The organism is Pseudomonas carassii, from assembly GCF_036324045.1.
GTDB classification, from domain to species: Bacteria; Pseudomonadota; Gammaproteobacteria; order Pseudomonadales; family Pseudomonadaceae; genus Aquipseudomonas; species Aquipseudomonas peradeniyensis.
The window spans coordinates 86,948-101,136 of the sequence record NZ_JAZDCT010000015.1 but is presented as its reverse complement, the minus strand read 5'-3'; the positions used below and the strand labels follow the sequence as shown (position 1 = coordinate 101,136).

Genomic DNA, 14,189 nt, shown 5'->3' with positions numbered 1-14,189 from the left:
CGATTCCTCAGAAGACGTGGACGAAGCGCAGCAGCAGGTTGTCCTGGGCGTAGGCGTTGTCGGTGGCGACATTGCGGGTCAGGCCGAGCAGCACCTGGTTGCGCCGGTCGAGCCAATGGCCGAGCTCGAAGCCGACATGGGTGTAGCGCTGGTGGCTGTCGTCCAGGCGCCGGCCATCGAGCTCCAGTTCGCCGCCGTCGGCGTGGATCAGGCGCAGGGCGCCGTAGGTGGTGGGGGTGAAGTCGTAGGAGGCGAAGGCCTGCAGGCGGTACAGCGGCTTCTGCTTGAGCTCGCTGTCGAAGTAGTCGTCGTTGCGGCCGTACAGCTGGGCTTCGAGGTTGGCCTCGAGCAGCCAGCGTTCGCCCACGCCCTGGGTGTAGTTGTAGTTCAGGTGCAGCGCCCAGCGGTTGGCGCCGGGCGATACGCCGGGGTTGCTGGCGTGGTACTCGCCGACCGGCACGCTGAGCAATGCCAGCAGCCCGCTGTAGGTACGGTTTTGCGGATCGTTGATGAAGAACAGCGTGCCACCGACCTGCGGATCGCCGATGCCGCGCTCGCGGGTGTGGCCGTCGCTACCCGGCAGACGCGCCTCGGTGTCTACGTAGGGCACGATGAACTGCGGCGTGCACAACGTGCCGCAGATGTCGCTGAACCACAACTGGCGATAGGCGAAGGCGTTGACCGACAGGTCGGCCTTGCCGTTGCCGTCGGCGGCGCCATGGTAGTCGTTGGCGCGGGTCAGCGGCAGGTACGCGACCCCCAGGCTGGTGCCCACCGGGGCGCTGACGAAATCGCGGGCATTGAGGTCGGCGGCCTGGACATGGGCGCCGGCCAGGGTGAGGGCCAAGGGTAGCCAGCGGCTGCGAGGGTCGGGCATGGGCGTGTTCCTTTGTTGTTGTGGTTGGCGAACAGCGGGCAAAGGCGCCCCAACCCCGCCGACAAGGCCGGCGGGCTGGAGGGCGTCAGGAAGGTGTCAGAGCGGTGGGTGATGCAGCAGCTGGGTAATCCCGGCCTTGCTGTTCACGCCCAGCTTGCTGTAGATGCTACGGATGTGGTGGCGCACGGTATTGGGCGCCACGCCCAGTTCGCGGGCGATCTGCTTGTAGGTGCCGCCGCCGCCGAAGCGTTCGGCCACATCCGCCTCGCGGGCGCTGAGCTGGGCCAGGGCCGAACGGGGCCGGGCGGCCAGCAGGAACAGGTCGCCCACGGCGGTGGCGTCCAGTTGCAGGTGCTGGCCACGGTAGCTCGCGGGGCTGACCTCGGCCGGCAGGTGTGGGCCGCTCCAGCGCGGCCATTCCAGCAGCAGGCGCTCGACGAAGCCGCGTTCGGCGTGGTGCAGGGTGCCCTGGCGGTCGCAGACGGCCAGCGACAGGGTGTTGGCGCCGTCCAGCGCCTCGCGCAGTGCCACCAGGGCGCGGATCTGGTTGGCGCCTTCGGCGGCCACCAGGTGCGGCATCAGGTGATCGAGCAGCAAGCGCTCGTGGGCGGTGAAGCTGGCCGCGCCGTGAACCCGGTAGAGGGTCAGGTGCACGCTGAGGCGGGTTTGCGGGTCGATATGGATGATGCACAGGAACTCGCCGAAACCGTGGCGGGCACCGAGCCAGCGCAGGCCCTCGGGGGCGTTATCGGCCTGGCTGTCGACGATCACCGAGCGGCCCGGCTGGGCGTGCACCTGCTGCACGGTGATGTCCTGGTGGCGAATCGACTGCCAGTCCTGCACGTAGCCAGGTGGCAGCCTGAAGACATGGCTGCTGTGTTCGTGGGGCAAGCCGTCCACCAGTGCGGCGCGGCCCCACCAGGCCTTGTCGAACGGGATCAGCTCGCCGGCGCGTTCGAGCATGCGGTCATGGAAGCTTTGCAGCGGCTGTTCCTGGGCCAGGCGCTGCAGTTCCAGGACCAGGGCGTTGAACAGCGTGAAGCCGGGGGACGCAAGGAAATCGGACATGGGCGGTACCTGGCTGCGACGTTCTTGTTGTTGTCAGGGCCTGGGGGGAGTATCGCCAAGTGGGGAGGGGGAAGACCATCCTGCAGATGCAGGATGCGGGGACTGCTGCGCAGTCGCATTGAGCCCTGTGGGAGCGGGTTCACCCGCGATCACCCGCGCAGCGGGTGCCAGGCATCGCGGCGCCTGATTCGCGGGTAAACCCGCTCCCACAGGGGGCGCGTGGTGTCAGGCGACGGCCAGGTAATGCTTCACAAAGGTCTCGCTCAGCACCTCCCACAGCACCGGCGTGCCCTTGGTCACGAACCAGGCATCGCCTGCCTTGTAGCGCGTCACCAGACCGGTGGATTCATCGGTCAGCTGGATCTCGCCGGTCACGATCACCGCCTGCTCGCTGAACGGATAGACCATGCGGAACTTGCCTTGGGTGGTGCCGAAGTAGGCGCTGCTGACCGGGTCGGTGGGGGCGCCGTGGGTCATCTTGCCGTAGCACTTGACTTCGCCTTCGAGGATGGTCGAACCCAGGTCGGCAACGGTGCCCCAGGCGTCAAGTTCGGACAGTTGCACACCCTGGCGGACGGCGGTGAGGGTCATGGTGGTTCTCCTGGTCTTGTTCAAAAGGAATCAACGGCGGCCGTTGAAGAAGCCCGACAGCTGATGCACGGTCTTGCCGGCGGTCAGCAGCAGCGGGCGGATATGGTCCTTGCCGAGGATGCGCGCATGCTTGACCGAGCTGATCAGGTCGTAGCGGCTGGAGCCTTCGCTCATGCCTTCGGCGAGGATCTTGCAGATGATGTGGCTGGGGGTGACGCCAAAGCCCGAATAGCCCTGCACGTAGAAAGCGTTGGGGCGGTTGCTCAGGGTGCCGATCTGCGGGAACAGGTTGGCGCTGGTGGCCATCGGTCCGCCCCAGGCCAGGTCGATGCGCACGTCCTTGAGGTAGGGGAAGATCTTCAGCATCAGGTTGCGGTTCCAGGCCTTCAGGTCCTTCGGGATGTGTTCCACGAACGGGGTGGCGGCGCCGAACAGCAGGCGGTTCTCGCGGGTGACGCGGTAGTAGTCGATTACCGGGCGGATATCGCTGTAGGCTCCGCGAATCGGGCTGATGCGCTGGATGAGTTCGTCCGACAGCGGTTCGGTCATCAGCTGGAAGGCGTAGGTGTTGACGGTGCGCGCATGCAGCTCGGGTTCGAGCTTGTTGAGGAAGCTGTCACAGGCCCACAGCAGCTTGTTGGCCTTGACCGAGCCGCGTCCGGTGCGCACGGTGATCCGCTCGCCGTAGTGCACCTCCAGGGCCGGGCTGTGCTCGAAGATCCGCGCGCCGTGGCCGACCAGGGCCTGGGCTTCGCCAAGCAGCAGGTTCAGCGAATGCACGTGACCGCCGCCCATGTGCAGCAGGGCGCTGCTGTAGGCGTCGGAGCCGATGATCTGCTTGACTTCCGAGCCGCCGAGGAAGCGGATCTCGTCCTTGCCGTTGATCGCCTTGAAGTCTTTTTCCCAGGCGCGCAGGGTTTTTTCCTGACGGGCGTTGAAGCCCATGTAGCCGTAGCCGTGGCAGAAGTCGGCGTCGATCTGGTAGCGGGCGATGCGGTCCTTGATGATGCCGGCACCCAGTTCGCTGATCTCGAAGATCTCGCGCAGGCCTTTCTCGCCAACGCTGCCCTTGATCTTCTCCAGGTCGTGGCCGATGCCGGCCATGATCTGCCCGCCATTGCGGCCGGTGCCGCCGAAGCCCAGGTAGCGCGCCTCGAGCACGACGACGTTGGTGATGCCTTTCTCGGCCAGTTCCAGGGCGGTGTTGATGCCCGAGAAGCCGCCGCCGATCACCACCACATCGGCGTCGATGTCGCTTTCCAGGGTGGGGAAGCTCAGGTTGTATTTCTTGGTGGCGGTGTAGTACGTGGGCGTTTCGATGTTGATCATGGCGCAGCCTGGACAGTTGGAATTGTTGGACAGCAGGGCTTGCACAAGCGCTGGCGGTTGCAGGCATTGAGCACCTAACGACAGGTAGGTGTCTTGCCTGGGGCTGCCAGGGTTTTGCTTCAGGCTGCCAGGGATTCCATCTCGAAAGGCATACGGCGGCAGCATGACCTCCACAGGAGGTGCGGTGATCATGCGCCTCATGAATATGTTAAGTAAATCACCGCCAGCGGCTGCTCTCCCTGTAGGAGCGGCCTCGTGCCGCGAAAGGGCCGCATAGCGGCCCCGAGATCTCAAGTGGAGGCAGAAATCGCTGGGACCGCTGCGCGGTCCTTTCGCGGCACGAGGCCGCTCCTACAGGGATGGCGAATGGCGCTTACTTGAAATCCCACTGCATCTGCGTGGCGATGCTCACGCCGCTGGACGACCTGACGCACACGTCCAGGTAGTCGGTGAAACGTGGCGGCACGGCGATGCCTTCTTCCAGCAACCGGCTGTTGTCGAACAGGTAGTTGAGGTCGGCGAAGCCGCTGTACAGGCGCAGTGCGCGCAGCACCAGGCGCGGGTTGGCCGGGCCGATGCGGGTTTCGAAGCGGCTGGCCAGCGACTTCAGGTCGTCGACATCGACCTTGCGGTAGCGCTCGCCCACCGGTTGCGCGCCATTGGCCAGGGCGAAGGCTTCGTCGATCTCGGCGAAGGTGCAGGCCGAGTGATGGCCGGCGGAGATGTGGTACAGGTCATGACCCAGGCGCGGCTTGAGGGCCAGGCCGATCAGCGCTTCGGCGCAATAGTCCACCGGGATCACGTCGATCTGTTCGTCCAGGCCACAGGTGAAGCTTTCCAGGGCGAAGCCCATGCGGAACACCCAGAAGATGCTGCCCGACGCCTGGCAACCCAGGCTGCGGTGGCCGACCACAATGGACGGTCGCGCCACCACCAGGGGCAGGGCGGGCAGCTCCTCACGCAGGCGTCGCTCGATCTCCGCTTTCGAGGCGGTGTAGTCCACCAGTTGCTGGGCGGCCTCGGGGAACTCCCAGGACTCGCTGATCGGCGACTCCCGCTGCGGGCCGCAGCACATGGCGGTGCCCACGTGCAGGAAGCGCTTCAGGCGCGCGGAGCGGCTCAGCACCTGGGCGAAGGCGAAGGTGCCCTCGACGTTCACCGGCCAGATGTTGGGGTTCTTCGAGAACGACGCCACGGCGGCGCAGTTGATCACCCGGTCGATCTGCATCAGCCGCGGGGTCTCGCGGGCCAGCCAGGCGGTGTCGAGGAAGTCGCCGCAGATGATCTGCGCCTCGCTCAGCGCCAGTCCCTGGCGGTCATCGACGCCATGCTGGCGCAGGTTGTCACGCAGGCGTTGCAGGCCCTGGGCCGGGTTGTCGGCGCGGACCAGGAAGCACAGAGCGCCGGCATGGCCTTCGGCGATCATCCGGGCGGCGACGGCGCCCCCGAGAAAACCTGTGGCGCCGGTCAGCAGGATACGTTCCTGGGTTGAAGGGACAGCGTCGAGCGCGACGGTGGCAGGGGTGTTCATAGGTTTCCTCGGTCAATGACGGGCCCGGATTACACCCCGTGACGGGGTGTAAAAGTGTTGTGGAAGTTGGGCCGAACAGCAGTTTCAAGGGCACAGCCATACAGCCTCTTGAATCAAGAAACAGCAGGCGTACCGGGTTGGTTGGAAGCCACCCTGCCCAGGGAACGCAGGGCGTTGCCTGGGCAGGGGTATTTGATTGTCTGGCCCGTGGCCTGTTAATTCAATTAACAGTTGTGGCCGATATGGAGGTTTTTGGTGAAAGTATTTTAATGGGTGTTGAACAGCTGTAAGTGCGTGTAGGCAATATGTAAAAAGTTTTAAAGTTGTTGCTCGATGAAGTATTCGTCGGGGGCGCGGCGCCCCCCCCCCCCCGACGGATATCTCAACTGCGGAAGAATGCCAGCAGGTCCTTGTTGATCACGTCGGCATGGGTGGTCGGCATGCCGTGGGGGTAGCCCTTGTAGGTCTTCAGGATGCCCTGGGGCAGCAGCTTGGCCGACAGCGGTCCCGAGTTCTCGTAGGGCACGATCTGGTCGTCGTCGCCATGCATCACCAGCACCGGGACGGTCACTTTCTTCAGCGACTCGGTGAAGTCGGTCTGGGAGAAGGCAACGATGCCGTCGTAGTGCGCCTGGGCACCGCCCATCATGCCCTGGCGCCACCAGTTGAGGATCACCCCCTGGTCCGCCTTGGCCCCGGGGCGGTTGTAGCCGTAGAACGGCCCCGCCGGGATATCGTGATAGAACTGCGCCCGGTTGGCCTTGAGCTGGGCCTGGAGGTCGTCGAACACCGACTTGGGCAATCCGCCGGGGTTACTGTCGGTCTTGACCATCAGCGGCGGAACCGCGGCGATGATCGCGGCCTTGGGCACCTTGTCTTCGGGATGGCGGGCCATGTAGTGGATCACCTCGCCACCGCCGGTGGAGTGGCCGACGTGGATCGCGCCCTCGACGCCCAGGTGCTTGACCACGGCGGCCACATCGTCGGCGTAGTGGTTCATGTCGTGGCCATCCCAGACCTGGCTCGAACGGCCGTGGCCACGGCGGTCATGGGCGACCACGCGATAGCCTTCGGCGACGAAGAACAGCAGCTGGGCATCCCAGTCGTCGGCGCTCAGCGGCCAGCCGTGGTGGAAGAAGATCACCTGGGCGTTACGTGGTCCCCAGTCCTTGTAGAAGATTTCGACACCGTCTTTGCTTGTGACGTATCCCATTTCGCTTCTCCTGTTTCTAGGGTGTGGAGCGGGCAGGCCGGTGACGGCTTACCTAGCCACCGGACAACTCTAGGATTAAAGTGCGCTTCAAGGTCAATGCAATTTCAAAGGTGCCGGATGAGAATAGGAGAGTTGGCCAAACTTACCGGGCTGGCCGCGTCGCGCATTCGCTTCTACGAGGCCAGCGGGCTGATCAGCTCGGTCGAGCGCAAGGCCAATGGCTATCGCGACTACGACGCCGACGCGGTGTGGGTGCTGGAAATGATCACCAACGCCCAGGCTGCCGGGTTCTCGCTGGAGGAGATCCGCCAGTTGTTGCCGGCCAAGGCCAAGGGCTGGCAGCATGATGAACTGCTTGGCGGGCTCAAACGCAAGGTCGACGAGATCGAGCGGCTGCAGGAGCGCCTGGCGCGCAACAAGGCGCAGTTGCTGCTGGTGATCGAGGGGATCGAGAGCAAGCCCGAGGGCATGCCCTGCGTGGACAACTCGCAGCGGGTGCTGGAGCGGTTGCGCGAGGAGCTTGCCCAGGACAAGGCGCGGCGAGCGACTGACATGTAGGAGCGGGCTTGCCCCGCGAACACCGGCCTCGGCCGGTGCCATGCCACTGCATGTTCATGGCCGGCCTCATCGCGGGACAAGCCCGCTCCTACAGGAATCGAGCACTGTCAGTTCCGTCTCAGTCGCCCGAGGCCAGCGCCGCCAGCGGCCTGGGCGCATACAACGCGCTCTGGAACTCGGGCACATACTCGTACTTGACCATCCGCCCCAGCTGCAGATCGCGGATATAGCGTGACAGCTCGCCGTCCCCCAGCACCAGCTCCGCCGAATCCCCGTTCATGCTCGAGGCATGCAGGGTCTGGCGCGAGGTTGCGTAGCCGTAGGCCAGTTGCCCCTTGTGGTCGAGGTTGGTGAAACTGTTGGTCACCAGGCCCGGTTCAGCGGACAGCCCCTCGAGCTTCTTCGCCCTGAAGATCACATCCACCTTGCCGCTCTGCGCATCACCAATGTCGTAGGTCACCGCCCGCGCATCCTCGCGGCGGTCGATCGCGGTCAGCCACTTGGGCAGGTTGTAGCCCACCACGCCGCGCACCCGCGCCAGCTCGGTATTGACCGGCAGCTTGAGCACATAACCCCAGAAATCCTTGGACATCGACTGGCCTATCAGGGAGAAGGGCCCCAAGTTCGCCTTGCCGGGCTTGCTGGTGATGATCGACAGGGCGATCTCGTTGTAGCTGTCGTTGTCGCAGTAGTCGTAGGTGTAGGCGGTAAACGCCACCAGCCCGCGCCCCGGCCACACCTGCAACGGTTGCACTTGTTCCAGCACTTCGGCGGGCATCAGGGCGCGCAGGCGGTCCAGGTCGGCGGTATAGACGGCGGTGACGCGGCTGTTCCTGTAGTAGAAGTTCGGCGAATAGGAGGTAAAGCCCATGTCGACCCGGGTCTTCTCCAGGCCCTTGAACCAGCTCAGGTCGATGCCCGGCGCCTCGGCCTGGATCACGGCCAGCGGCGGGTTGGAACGGTATCGGTCGTAAAGCCCGCCCTTGAGCACCGGCACCGAGAGACCTGCGATGTCGATCTGCGTGGTTTCGGCGTGTTCAGGGAGGCCATTGGCGGCGTGGGTGACGGGCATCAGCAGGGCGCCGGCCAAGGCGGTTGCGCTTGCGAGTTTCACGGTGCGGTATCTCCAGGGGTGGGTAAAGGCAGTCACTGCGTAATCACCCTAACGTTCAACCTAACTTGAGAGTCAATGATCAAATTTTCGCCAGTTCAGGGCTTGACCTTAAAGTTGACTTCAAGGCTAACGTCTGCGCAACGCCACTTTCTCGAGGTATTGCCGATGGACGTGTTCTCCTCCCTGACCCTGCCCAATGGCGCGGTCGTCCCCAACCGCATCGCCAAGGCCGCCATGGAGGAAAACATGGCCGATGCCGACCATGCGCCTTCGGACCGGCTGATACGCCTGTACCAGGCCTGGGCCCAGGGCGGCGCCGGTCTGCTCATCAGCGGCAACGTCATGGTCGACCAGCGCGCCATGACCGGCCCGGGCGGCGTGGTGCTGGAGGATGACCGGCACCTGGAGCGCTTTCGCCAGTGGGCCGCCGTCGGCCGCTCGAAGGGGGCGCAGTTCTGGTTGCAGATCAACCATCCCGGCCGGCAGATGCCGGCGAGCCTCGGGCAGCAGACCTGGGCGCCCTCGGCCGTGGCGCTGGACCTGGGCAACATGTCCAGGCATTTCTCCACCCCGCGGGCGATGCCTGCCGAGGTGATCGACGAGGTGATCCGGCGCTTCGCCAACTCCGCGCGGCTTGCCGAGCAGGCCGGCTTCAGTGGCGTGCAGATCCACGCGGCCCATGGCTACCTGCTCAGCCAGTTCCTTTCGCCGCTGAGCAACCAGCGCACCGACCAGTGGGGCGGTTCCCTGGAAAACCGCGCGCGGCTGCTGCTGGAGATCGTCAAGGCGGTGCGCGCGGTGGTGTCGCCCGGCTTCGCCGTGGCGGTCAAGCTCAACTCGGCGGACTTCCAGCGTGGCGGCTTCAGCGCCGACGATGCCCGGCAGGTGGTGCGCCTGCTCAATGAGCTGGCGGTCGATCTGGTGGAACTGTCCGGTGGCAGCTACGAGGCGCCGGCGATGCAGGGCCAGGCCCGGGATGGTCGCACGCTTGCGCGTGAAGCGTACTTTCTGGAGTTCGCCCGGGACATCCGCACGGTGGCGAAGATGCCGGTGATGGTCACCGGCGGTATCCGCCGTCGACCGGTCGCCGAGCAGGTGGTGCAGAGCGGCGTCGAGATGGTCGGCATCGGCACCGCCCTGGCCATCGCGCCGGCCTTGCCCCGTGCGTGGCAGGCGGGGGAGACGGCGGTGCCGGAACTGCGCCCGATCACCTGGAAGAACAAGGCGCTGGCTTCGCTGGGCAACATGGCCATGGTCAAGTTCCAGCTGCGCAAGCTGAGCGAGGCCAAGGCGCCCGAGCCCGGGGTATCGCCGTTGTGGGCTTTGCTGCGCCAGCAATGGACCGACGCCGTGCGCGCCAGGCAGTACCGGCGGCGCATGGCGCAGGCCTGACACCCCAGGGCGCCAAGGAGATGCGATAATGGCCGCGCTATCACAAGAGGCGCAACATGCTGACCATCTCCAACAACGTGCATCTGCCGGATGCCGAGATCGAACTGACCTACATCCGCGCCCAGGGCGCCGGCGGGCAGAACGTCAACAAGGTCTCCAGCGCCGTGCACCTGCGCTTCGACATCCCGGCCTCGTCGCTGCCCGCATTCTACAAGGAGCGGCTGCTGGCGTTGCGCGACAGCCGTATTACCGGTGACGGCGTGTTGATTATCAAGGCCCAGCAGTACCGTACCCAGGAACAGAACCGCATGGACGCCCTGGAGCGCCTGGCCGAGCTGATTATCGGCGCCGGCAAGGTCGAGAAGAAACGCCGGCCGACCAAGCCGACCCTTGGTTCGAAGACCCGCCGCCTCGACTCGAAGTCCAGGCGCGGCACGATCAAGGCGGGGCGTGGCAAGGTGGATTTTTAGTCTGCCCTGCGTCGCGGGAGCAGGCGTACTGCGTCACTGAACTTAAAGTTCAACCCAGGCGACGGGCGGTTGTCGTCCAGCCCACAAAACATTCGACAGGGTAGTAGCGCTTTGCTAGCGTCATTACCACTTCGGATATCACTCGCCCGCCCACCGGGCCACCGATCCTGTCACGAATCGCAAGGGAGCCCGGCCAGTACCGGGTGTTCGGACCACCGACCCAGGCCATGGAGGCCGCAGATGCGCTCTTCAACGACTCGCCCAGATCCCTTCTTCCCCACTTGCAGCACCTGTCGGACCGTGCGCTTCGACAGCCGTTGACCGTTGCAAGTCCCACCGTGATGTTGCATGACGGCGCCCCTGCGGCGGTGTCTTCATAACAGTTGTCATCACTTCGATTGTTCACCGTTTCGATGTGAGGCTTCCCCATGGCTGTGAAGAATGATTTTCTGATCCGCAACAACCTGGCTGACACCGGCAAGCTGCCGCGCGGCGGCAGTTGGACTGGCAGCCCGGACATCCTGGTGGCCGGGCAGACCGCCTTGACCACCCAGGAGATGATCTCGAAGTACAACCAGGCCTTCGATGAACAGGTCCAGCAGTACTACACCAACAACTTCTATGTGCGCGCGAAGAACGTCAGCGACCACAACGTCACCCAGAACCTGTATCTGTTTCAGGTGCCGCAGAGCGTGTTCCTGGCGCCGAACGTCTGGTACAACGAAGACAGCCTGATGATCTATAACTCGGTCGTGCCTGATCCGGAAAATCCCGGCAAGACCAAGGAAGTTCGTCAGAACTACCAGACGATCACGGCCGGCCCGGGGGATATCGTCGCCTCCAACGCGTTCAACTGGAAGCCGCTGAGCACCGAGCATCATTGCCTGGTGGCGGTCGTTGCCGATAGTTTCGATGCCGTCCAGGCCCAGTTCCCGTCCGGTGTGAACTCCAGTGTCGACCAGTACGCCGCCTGGATCTATGCCAACCGCAACCTGGGCTGGCACAACGTGAACATCCAGGCGGTCAGTGCCGCGGATGTCTACGAGCATCAGGTCCCGATGAACCAGACTTGGGACGATGCGGTGCTCAATTGCTCTTTGTTCGTGACCAATGTGCCAGTCGGCGCCGAAATCGGTTTCTTCGCCAACAACAACACCAAGTGGGGCGACAGCATCGCCGTGGGGGACACCACGGTGCCGAACAAGCCGGGCGCGCCGGACCCCACTATCAACCCCAAGTTCAACGTCGGTACCACCGTGAAGATCCAGGGCGGCTACACCGGCATGGTCACGTTCTATATCAACTTCAAGGGCAAACCCAAGCCAGCCAACTTCAGCATGCAGTTCGTGGTGACCAACTCCCCGGAACTGTCAGCCGCGATGAAGGAAAGCCTGGCGCCCCTGCTGCGCGAAGACGGTGACCTGATCGATCACTACGAGCGGTGCAATTTCGACGAACACAGCATCTTCGTTCATCCGCGCAACGGCCAGCATCACGTTGGCTACGAAGGCTACCGGACATTGCTGAGCCAGATCTCGACCCAGTCGAGCGTCGGACCGACCCTGATAACGATCGTCGGCTCCAACTCAACCATCCCCAACGGCGGTTTCCGTTGAAGCCAACGTTCATTCAAGGAGGATCGCGACATGTCTCATGACTACGATTGGCTGTTCATCCGCAACAACCTGGCCCAGACGTCGCCCGGCAAGACACCGCCCACCGACGCCTCGCCCGACATCATCACCCGTCTCGCGCCCGCCACTGCCGCGGAGCTGAGCAGCTTCGCCGAGTGCTACGACCAACCCTTCTCGCAGGATGTCGACTACCACGGTACCAACTACGTGTATGTCCGCGCCCGCAATCTTGGCAAGGACACCGGCAAGACCGCGGTCGGCAACGTCCAGCTGTGGTACTGCAGCGCCGACACCATCGACACCAAGCCGTTCTGGAAGCGCTTGAGCACCCAGGACCAGAACAACTCCGTCAGCATCAGCGCGCCAGGGCAGGCGGTGGCCGTCACCGACATCCCGTTCCTGTTCGGCAATGTCGCGGCGCCGGTGCAGGGCGCGCCCTACAACCTGATCGCCTTCATCACCGACGCCAACCACCCGGCGCCGGCGGGCAGCGCCTTCACTCCATTGCACGAAGCGATCATCGAGGCGGGCAACGCCGCCTATGACGCCCTCGCGGTACCGCCCAAACCGCCGACTCCGGCCACAGGCTTCGGCTGGTCGAGCAAGGTGGCCCTGAACAACGCCAAACCGGTTGATGTCACGGTGAACCTGTCGGCCTCGCGCTTCGATCCCGACGCCGAGATGTACTTCGTCTTCGAGACCCCGGACGCCAACGGCGACATCATCTCCATCGGCAAGTCGCCACTGGCCAATGGCAAGTTCTATGGCACCCCGGCGACCTTGCCAGCCAACTATGTCAGCCAGGTCACGGCCTACTATGTGGCGCCGGTGCCGCCCAGTGGCCAGCTCAGCGCCGACTTCACCTTGCAGATCATCCAGGATCCACCGGGTGGCCTGGGCGGGCAGGCCAAGCTGCTCGAGAAGTTCAACGTGTCGCTGACCCAGGTGGTCGCGGTCGCCAAGGCCGGCGCCTAGCCCACTGGCGCAGGGCCGCCCACGCGGCCCTGCGCTCCTCACTCCCTCGCAAGGTCAGGACTGTCCATGGCGATCACCCTGCGCGTGAAGAACAACTACGGCGGCAACCTGGTCAGCCAGAAGTACCAGCCGGTCGAGACCCCGACCCTGGCGAGCGATGACAAGGGCGATTGCCTGGCACTGGTCAATGGCCGCATCGATGTGCTGCGCGATACCGGCAAGGTGCCCAGGGCCCTGGACTTTTCCACCGGGGGCAGCTGGGGCGGTATCTGTGCCACCGAGAACAATGCGGCCTCGCGACCTCCATTGCTGGTCATCTCCAGCAACCGCAGTGCCTGGATCGCCTCAGGTTTCGCCAGAGGCCAGGCCATGCTCGATCAGCTTGGCGTCGGCCATTTCACCAATATTTCCGACCCCAGAGCATTCGACCGCCCGTACTCCATACCCAAGGAGCAGCCGGTACCTGCGTGGTACTTTCCGCCCCGGGTCAACGACGTTAACCGACGTGTGTACGTCATCGTCCATGAACTGGAGTATGGCAAGTACCGGGATGCCTTGAATGGTGTAGCCAACCTGCATGTGATTGGCTGGTCGTTTCGCAATGACGATGGTTGGCAGGAGGGCGGCGATTATCCCTATGTCGGCTTCGGTGCCAGCCGTTTCGCCGCCATCGAGTTTGCCAAGCGGCTACGCCGTGATTCCGGCAACCGCTGGAACTGCGCCTGGCTGGTGGACGACAACGTGTATCACCTCAACAGCTTCAAGGGGCTGCAGGCGGCGGAAGCGGCGATCGCGGCCCGCAGTTATGTCGGCCTGGGCTTTGGCAGTGAAACGGCCACCGACACCAGCGACGGCATCGCCACCAAACTCAAGGGCAACAAGCTGCTGGGTCAGCAGCCCGGCACCTACCCGGCAGCGGCGTTTCGCACGGACCGCGTGCTGCAGCAGGCGGTGCTGTGGGACATCGACTGGCTGGACCGCAACAACCTCAACTTCAGCCCCTATTTCATCGCTTCGGCAGAAGACACCAGTATCACCAACTACCTGCTCGCCAACAATTTCCAGTTCGGCATCGCCACCGAAGCGACCATCCTCAAGCAGACCACCACCGGTTATGACAATGACGAGGGCGCCGAGCTGCTTGGCCGCATCCGTTACAACTACGAGCGTTGGTACGCGATCACCGAAGGGCTCCAACAGGTGGTCGACCAGGATGGCGTGGCCACCCCCCAGGCATTGAAGACGTTCATCGTCAACAAGGTGTTCCCGGCCTCGGTGATGGCCGCGCAGGTAGGCAACGCCGAGGTCCGCAACCGCGCGATCTGCCAGGCCGTGGAGTCGATCATGGCCGTTGCCGTCAAGCTGGCGGGCGCCACGCCCAGCCACTTGTTCAAGCCCAATGACAACGCTCAGCAAGTGACCAATGTCACGTGAGCA

At 64.2% G+C, this 14,189-nt stretch carries 13 protein-coding genes; 6 read left to right on the top strand and 7 right to left on the bottom strand.

Translation table 11 applies throughout. The features are described 5' to 3' along the window. Positions 1 to 7: 7 nt before the first annotated feature. The 6 genes from V0R62_RS13420 to V0R62_RS13395 all read right to left on the bottom strand — a co-directional run bounded on the left by V0R62_RS13420 (position 8) and on the right by V0R62_RS13395 (position 6,609). Entirely contained in the window at positions 8 to 877 is an 870-nt protein-coding gene (locus V0R62_RS13420) for a transporter (protein WP_330104060.1), read from the bottom strand. 96 nt (positions 878 to 973) lie between these two features. Then, the gene (locus V0R62_RS13415; RefSeq protein WP_330104059.1) at positions 974 to 1,945 is read right to left on the bottom strand and encodes a helix-turn-helix transcriptional regulator; all 972 of its coding nucleotides are present in this window, start codon (positions 1,943 to 1,945) and stop codon (positions 974 to 976) included. Positions 1,946 to 2,170: 225 nt separating this feature from the next. Further along, a complete protein-coding gene (locus V0R62_RS13410) occupies positions 2,171 to 2,536 on the bottom strand; it encodes a cupin domain-containing protein (protein ID WP_330104058.1) in 366 nt (121 codons plus the stop codon). 30 nt (positions 2,537 to 2,566) lie between these two features. Next, positions 2,567 to 3,865, bottom strand: coding sequence for an NAD(P)/FAD-dependent oxidoreductase (locus tag V0R62_RS13405; protein ID WP_186714571.1), 1,299 nt, complete (start codon positions 3,863 to 3,865; stop codon positions 2,567 to 2,569). Between the two features lie 373 nt (positions 3,866 to 4,238). Continuing rightward, positions 4,239 to 5,396 carry a cationic peptide resistance protein CprA gene (gene cprA / locus V0R62_RS13400; RefSeq protein WP_330104057.1) on the bottom strand — a complete coding sequence of 386 codons (1,158 nt, stop codon included), beginning with the start codon at positions 5,394 to 5,396 and terminating at the stop codon, positions 4,239 to 4,241. 382 nt (positions 5,397 to 5,778) lie between these two features. After that, the gene (locus V0R62_RS13395; protein ID WP_330104056.1) at positions 5,779 to 6,609 is read right to left on the bottom strand and encodes an alpha/beta fold hydrolase; all 831 of its coding nucleotides are present in this window, start codon (positions 6,607 to 6,609) and stop codon (positions 5,779 to 5,781) included. Between the two features lie 117 nt (positions 6,610 to 6,726). Between V0R62_RS13395 and V0R62_RS13390 the strand changes: the two genes are divergently transcribed. Continuing rightward, complete coding sequence (locus V0R62_RS13390; RefSeq protein ID WP_330104055.1) at positions 6,727 to 7,167, top strand: MerR family transcriptional regulator; 441 nt, start codon at positions 6,727 to 6,729, stop codon at positions 7,165 to 7,167. Between the two features lie 118 nt (positions 7,168 to 7,285). Here V0R62_RS13390 and V0R62_RS13385 read toward each other — a convergent pair whose 3' ends face one another. Continuing rightward, a complete protein-coding gene (locus V0R62_RS13385; protein WP_330104081.1) occupies positions 7,286 to 8,239 on the bottom strand; it encodes an acetoacetate decarboxylase (ADC) in 954 nt (317 codons plus the stop codon). Positions 8,240 to 8,446: 207 nt separating this feature from the next. On the opposite strand from V0R62_RS13385, the gene V0R62_RS13380 reads away from it, so the two are divergent. The 5 genes from V0R62_RS13380 to V0R62_RS13360 all read left to right on the top strand — a co-directional run bounded on the left by V0R62_RS13380 (position 8,447) and on the right by V0R62_RS13360 (position 14,186). After that, positions 8,447 to 9,673, top strand: coding sequence for an NADH:flavin oxidoreductase/NADH oxidase family protein (locus V0R62_RS13380; protein ID WP_330104054.1), 1,227 nt, complete (start codon positions 8,447 to 8,449; stop codon positions 9,671 to 9,673). 56 nt (positions 9,674 to 9,729) lie between these two features. Further along, positions 9,730 to 10,143 (top strand): alternative ribosome rescue aminoacyl-tRNA hydrolase ArfB, encoded by a 414-nt coding sequence (arfB, locus tag V0R62_RS13375; protein ID WP_062573989.1) that lies wholly within the window; start codon positions 9,730 to 9,732, stop codon positions 10,141 to 10,143. Positions 10,144 to 10,571: 428 nt separating this feature from the next. Continuing rightward, the gene (locus V0R62_RS13370; RefSeq protein ID WP_330104053.1) at positions 10,572 to 11,759 is read left to right on the top strand and encodes a hypothetical protein; all 1,188 of its coding nucleotides are present in this window, start codon (positions 10,572 to 10,574) and stop codon (positions 11,757 to 11,759) included. 30 nt (positions 11,760 to 11,789) lie between these two features. Next, positions 11,790 to 12,752 carry a hypothetical protein gene (locus tag V0R62_RS13365; RefSeq protein ID WP_330104052.1) on the top strand — a complete coding sequence of 321 codons (963 nt, stop codon included), beginning with the start codon at positions 11,790 to 11,792 and terminating at the stop codon, positions 12,750 to 12,752. A 66-nt stretch (positions 12,753 to 12,818) separates the two neighbouring features. Further along, entirely contained in the window at positions 12,819 to 14,186 is a 1,368-nt protein-coding gene (locus V0R62_RS13360; RefSeq protein ID WP_330104051.1) for a hypothetical protein, read from the top strand. Positions 14,187 to 14,189: the final 3 nt, after the last annotated feature.

Bases quoted from the DNA above. Each gene is read 5' to 3' on its own strand.
- V0R62_RS13420 (WP_330104060.1), bottom strand. From the start codon at position 877: ATGCCCGACCCTCGCAGCCGCTGGCTACCCTTGGCCCTCACCCTGGCC.
- V0R62_RS13410 (WP_330104058.1), bottom strand. From the start codon at position 2,536: ATGACCCTCACCGCCGTCCGCCAGGGTGTGCAACTGTCCGAACTTGAC.
- V0R62_RS13360 (WP_330104051.1), top strand. From the start codon at position 12,819: ATGGCGATCACCCTGCGCGTGAAGAACAACTACGGCGGCAACCTGGTC.
- V0R62_RS13385 (WP_330104081.1), bottom strand. From the start codon at position 8,239: ATGCCCGTCACCCACGCCGCCAATGGCCTCCCTGAACACGCCGAAACC.
- V0R62_RS13415 (WP_330104059.1), bottom strand. From the start codon at position 1,945: ATGTCCGATTTCCTTGCGTCCCCCGGCTTCACGCTGTTCAACGCCCTG.
- cprA (WP_330104057.1), bottom strand. From the start codon at position 5,396: ATGAACACCCCTGCCACCGTCGCGCTCGACGCTGTCCCTTCAACCCAG.
- V0R62_RS13395 (WP_330104056.1), bottom strand. From the start codon at position 6,609: ATGGGATACGTCACAAGCAAAGACGGTGTCGAAATCTTCTACAAGGAC.
- V0R62_RS13380 (WP_330104054.1), top strand. From the start codon at position 8,447: ATGGACGTGTTCTCCTCCCTGACCCTGCCCAATGGCGCGGTCGTCCCC.
- arfB (WP_062573989.1), top strand. From the start codon at position 9,730: ATGCTGACCATCTCCAACAACGTGCATCTGCCGGATGCCGAGATCGAA.
- V0R62_RS13370 (WP_330104053.1), top strand. From the start codon at position 10,572: ATGGCTGTGAAGAATGATTTTCTGATCCGCAACAACCTGGCTGACACC.
- V0R62_RS13405 (WP_186714571.1), bottom strand. From the start codon at position 3,865: ATGATCAACATCGAAACGCCCACGTACTACACCGCCACCAAGAAATAC.
- V0R62_RS13390 (WP_330104055.1), top strand. From the start codon at position 6,727: ATGAGAATAGGAGAGTTGGCCAAACTTACCGGGCTGGCCGCGTCGCGC.
- V0R62_RS13365 (WP_330104052.1), top strand. From the start codon at position 11,790: ATGTCTCATGACTACGATTGGCTGTTCATCCGCAACAACCTGGCCCAG.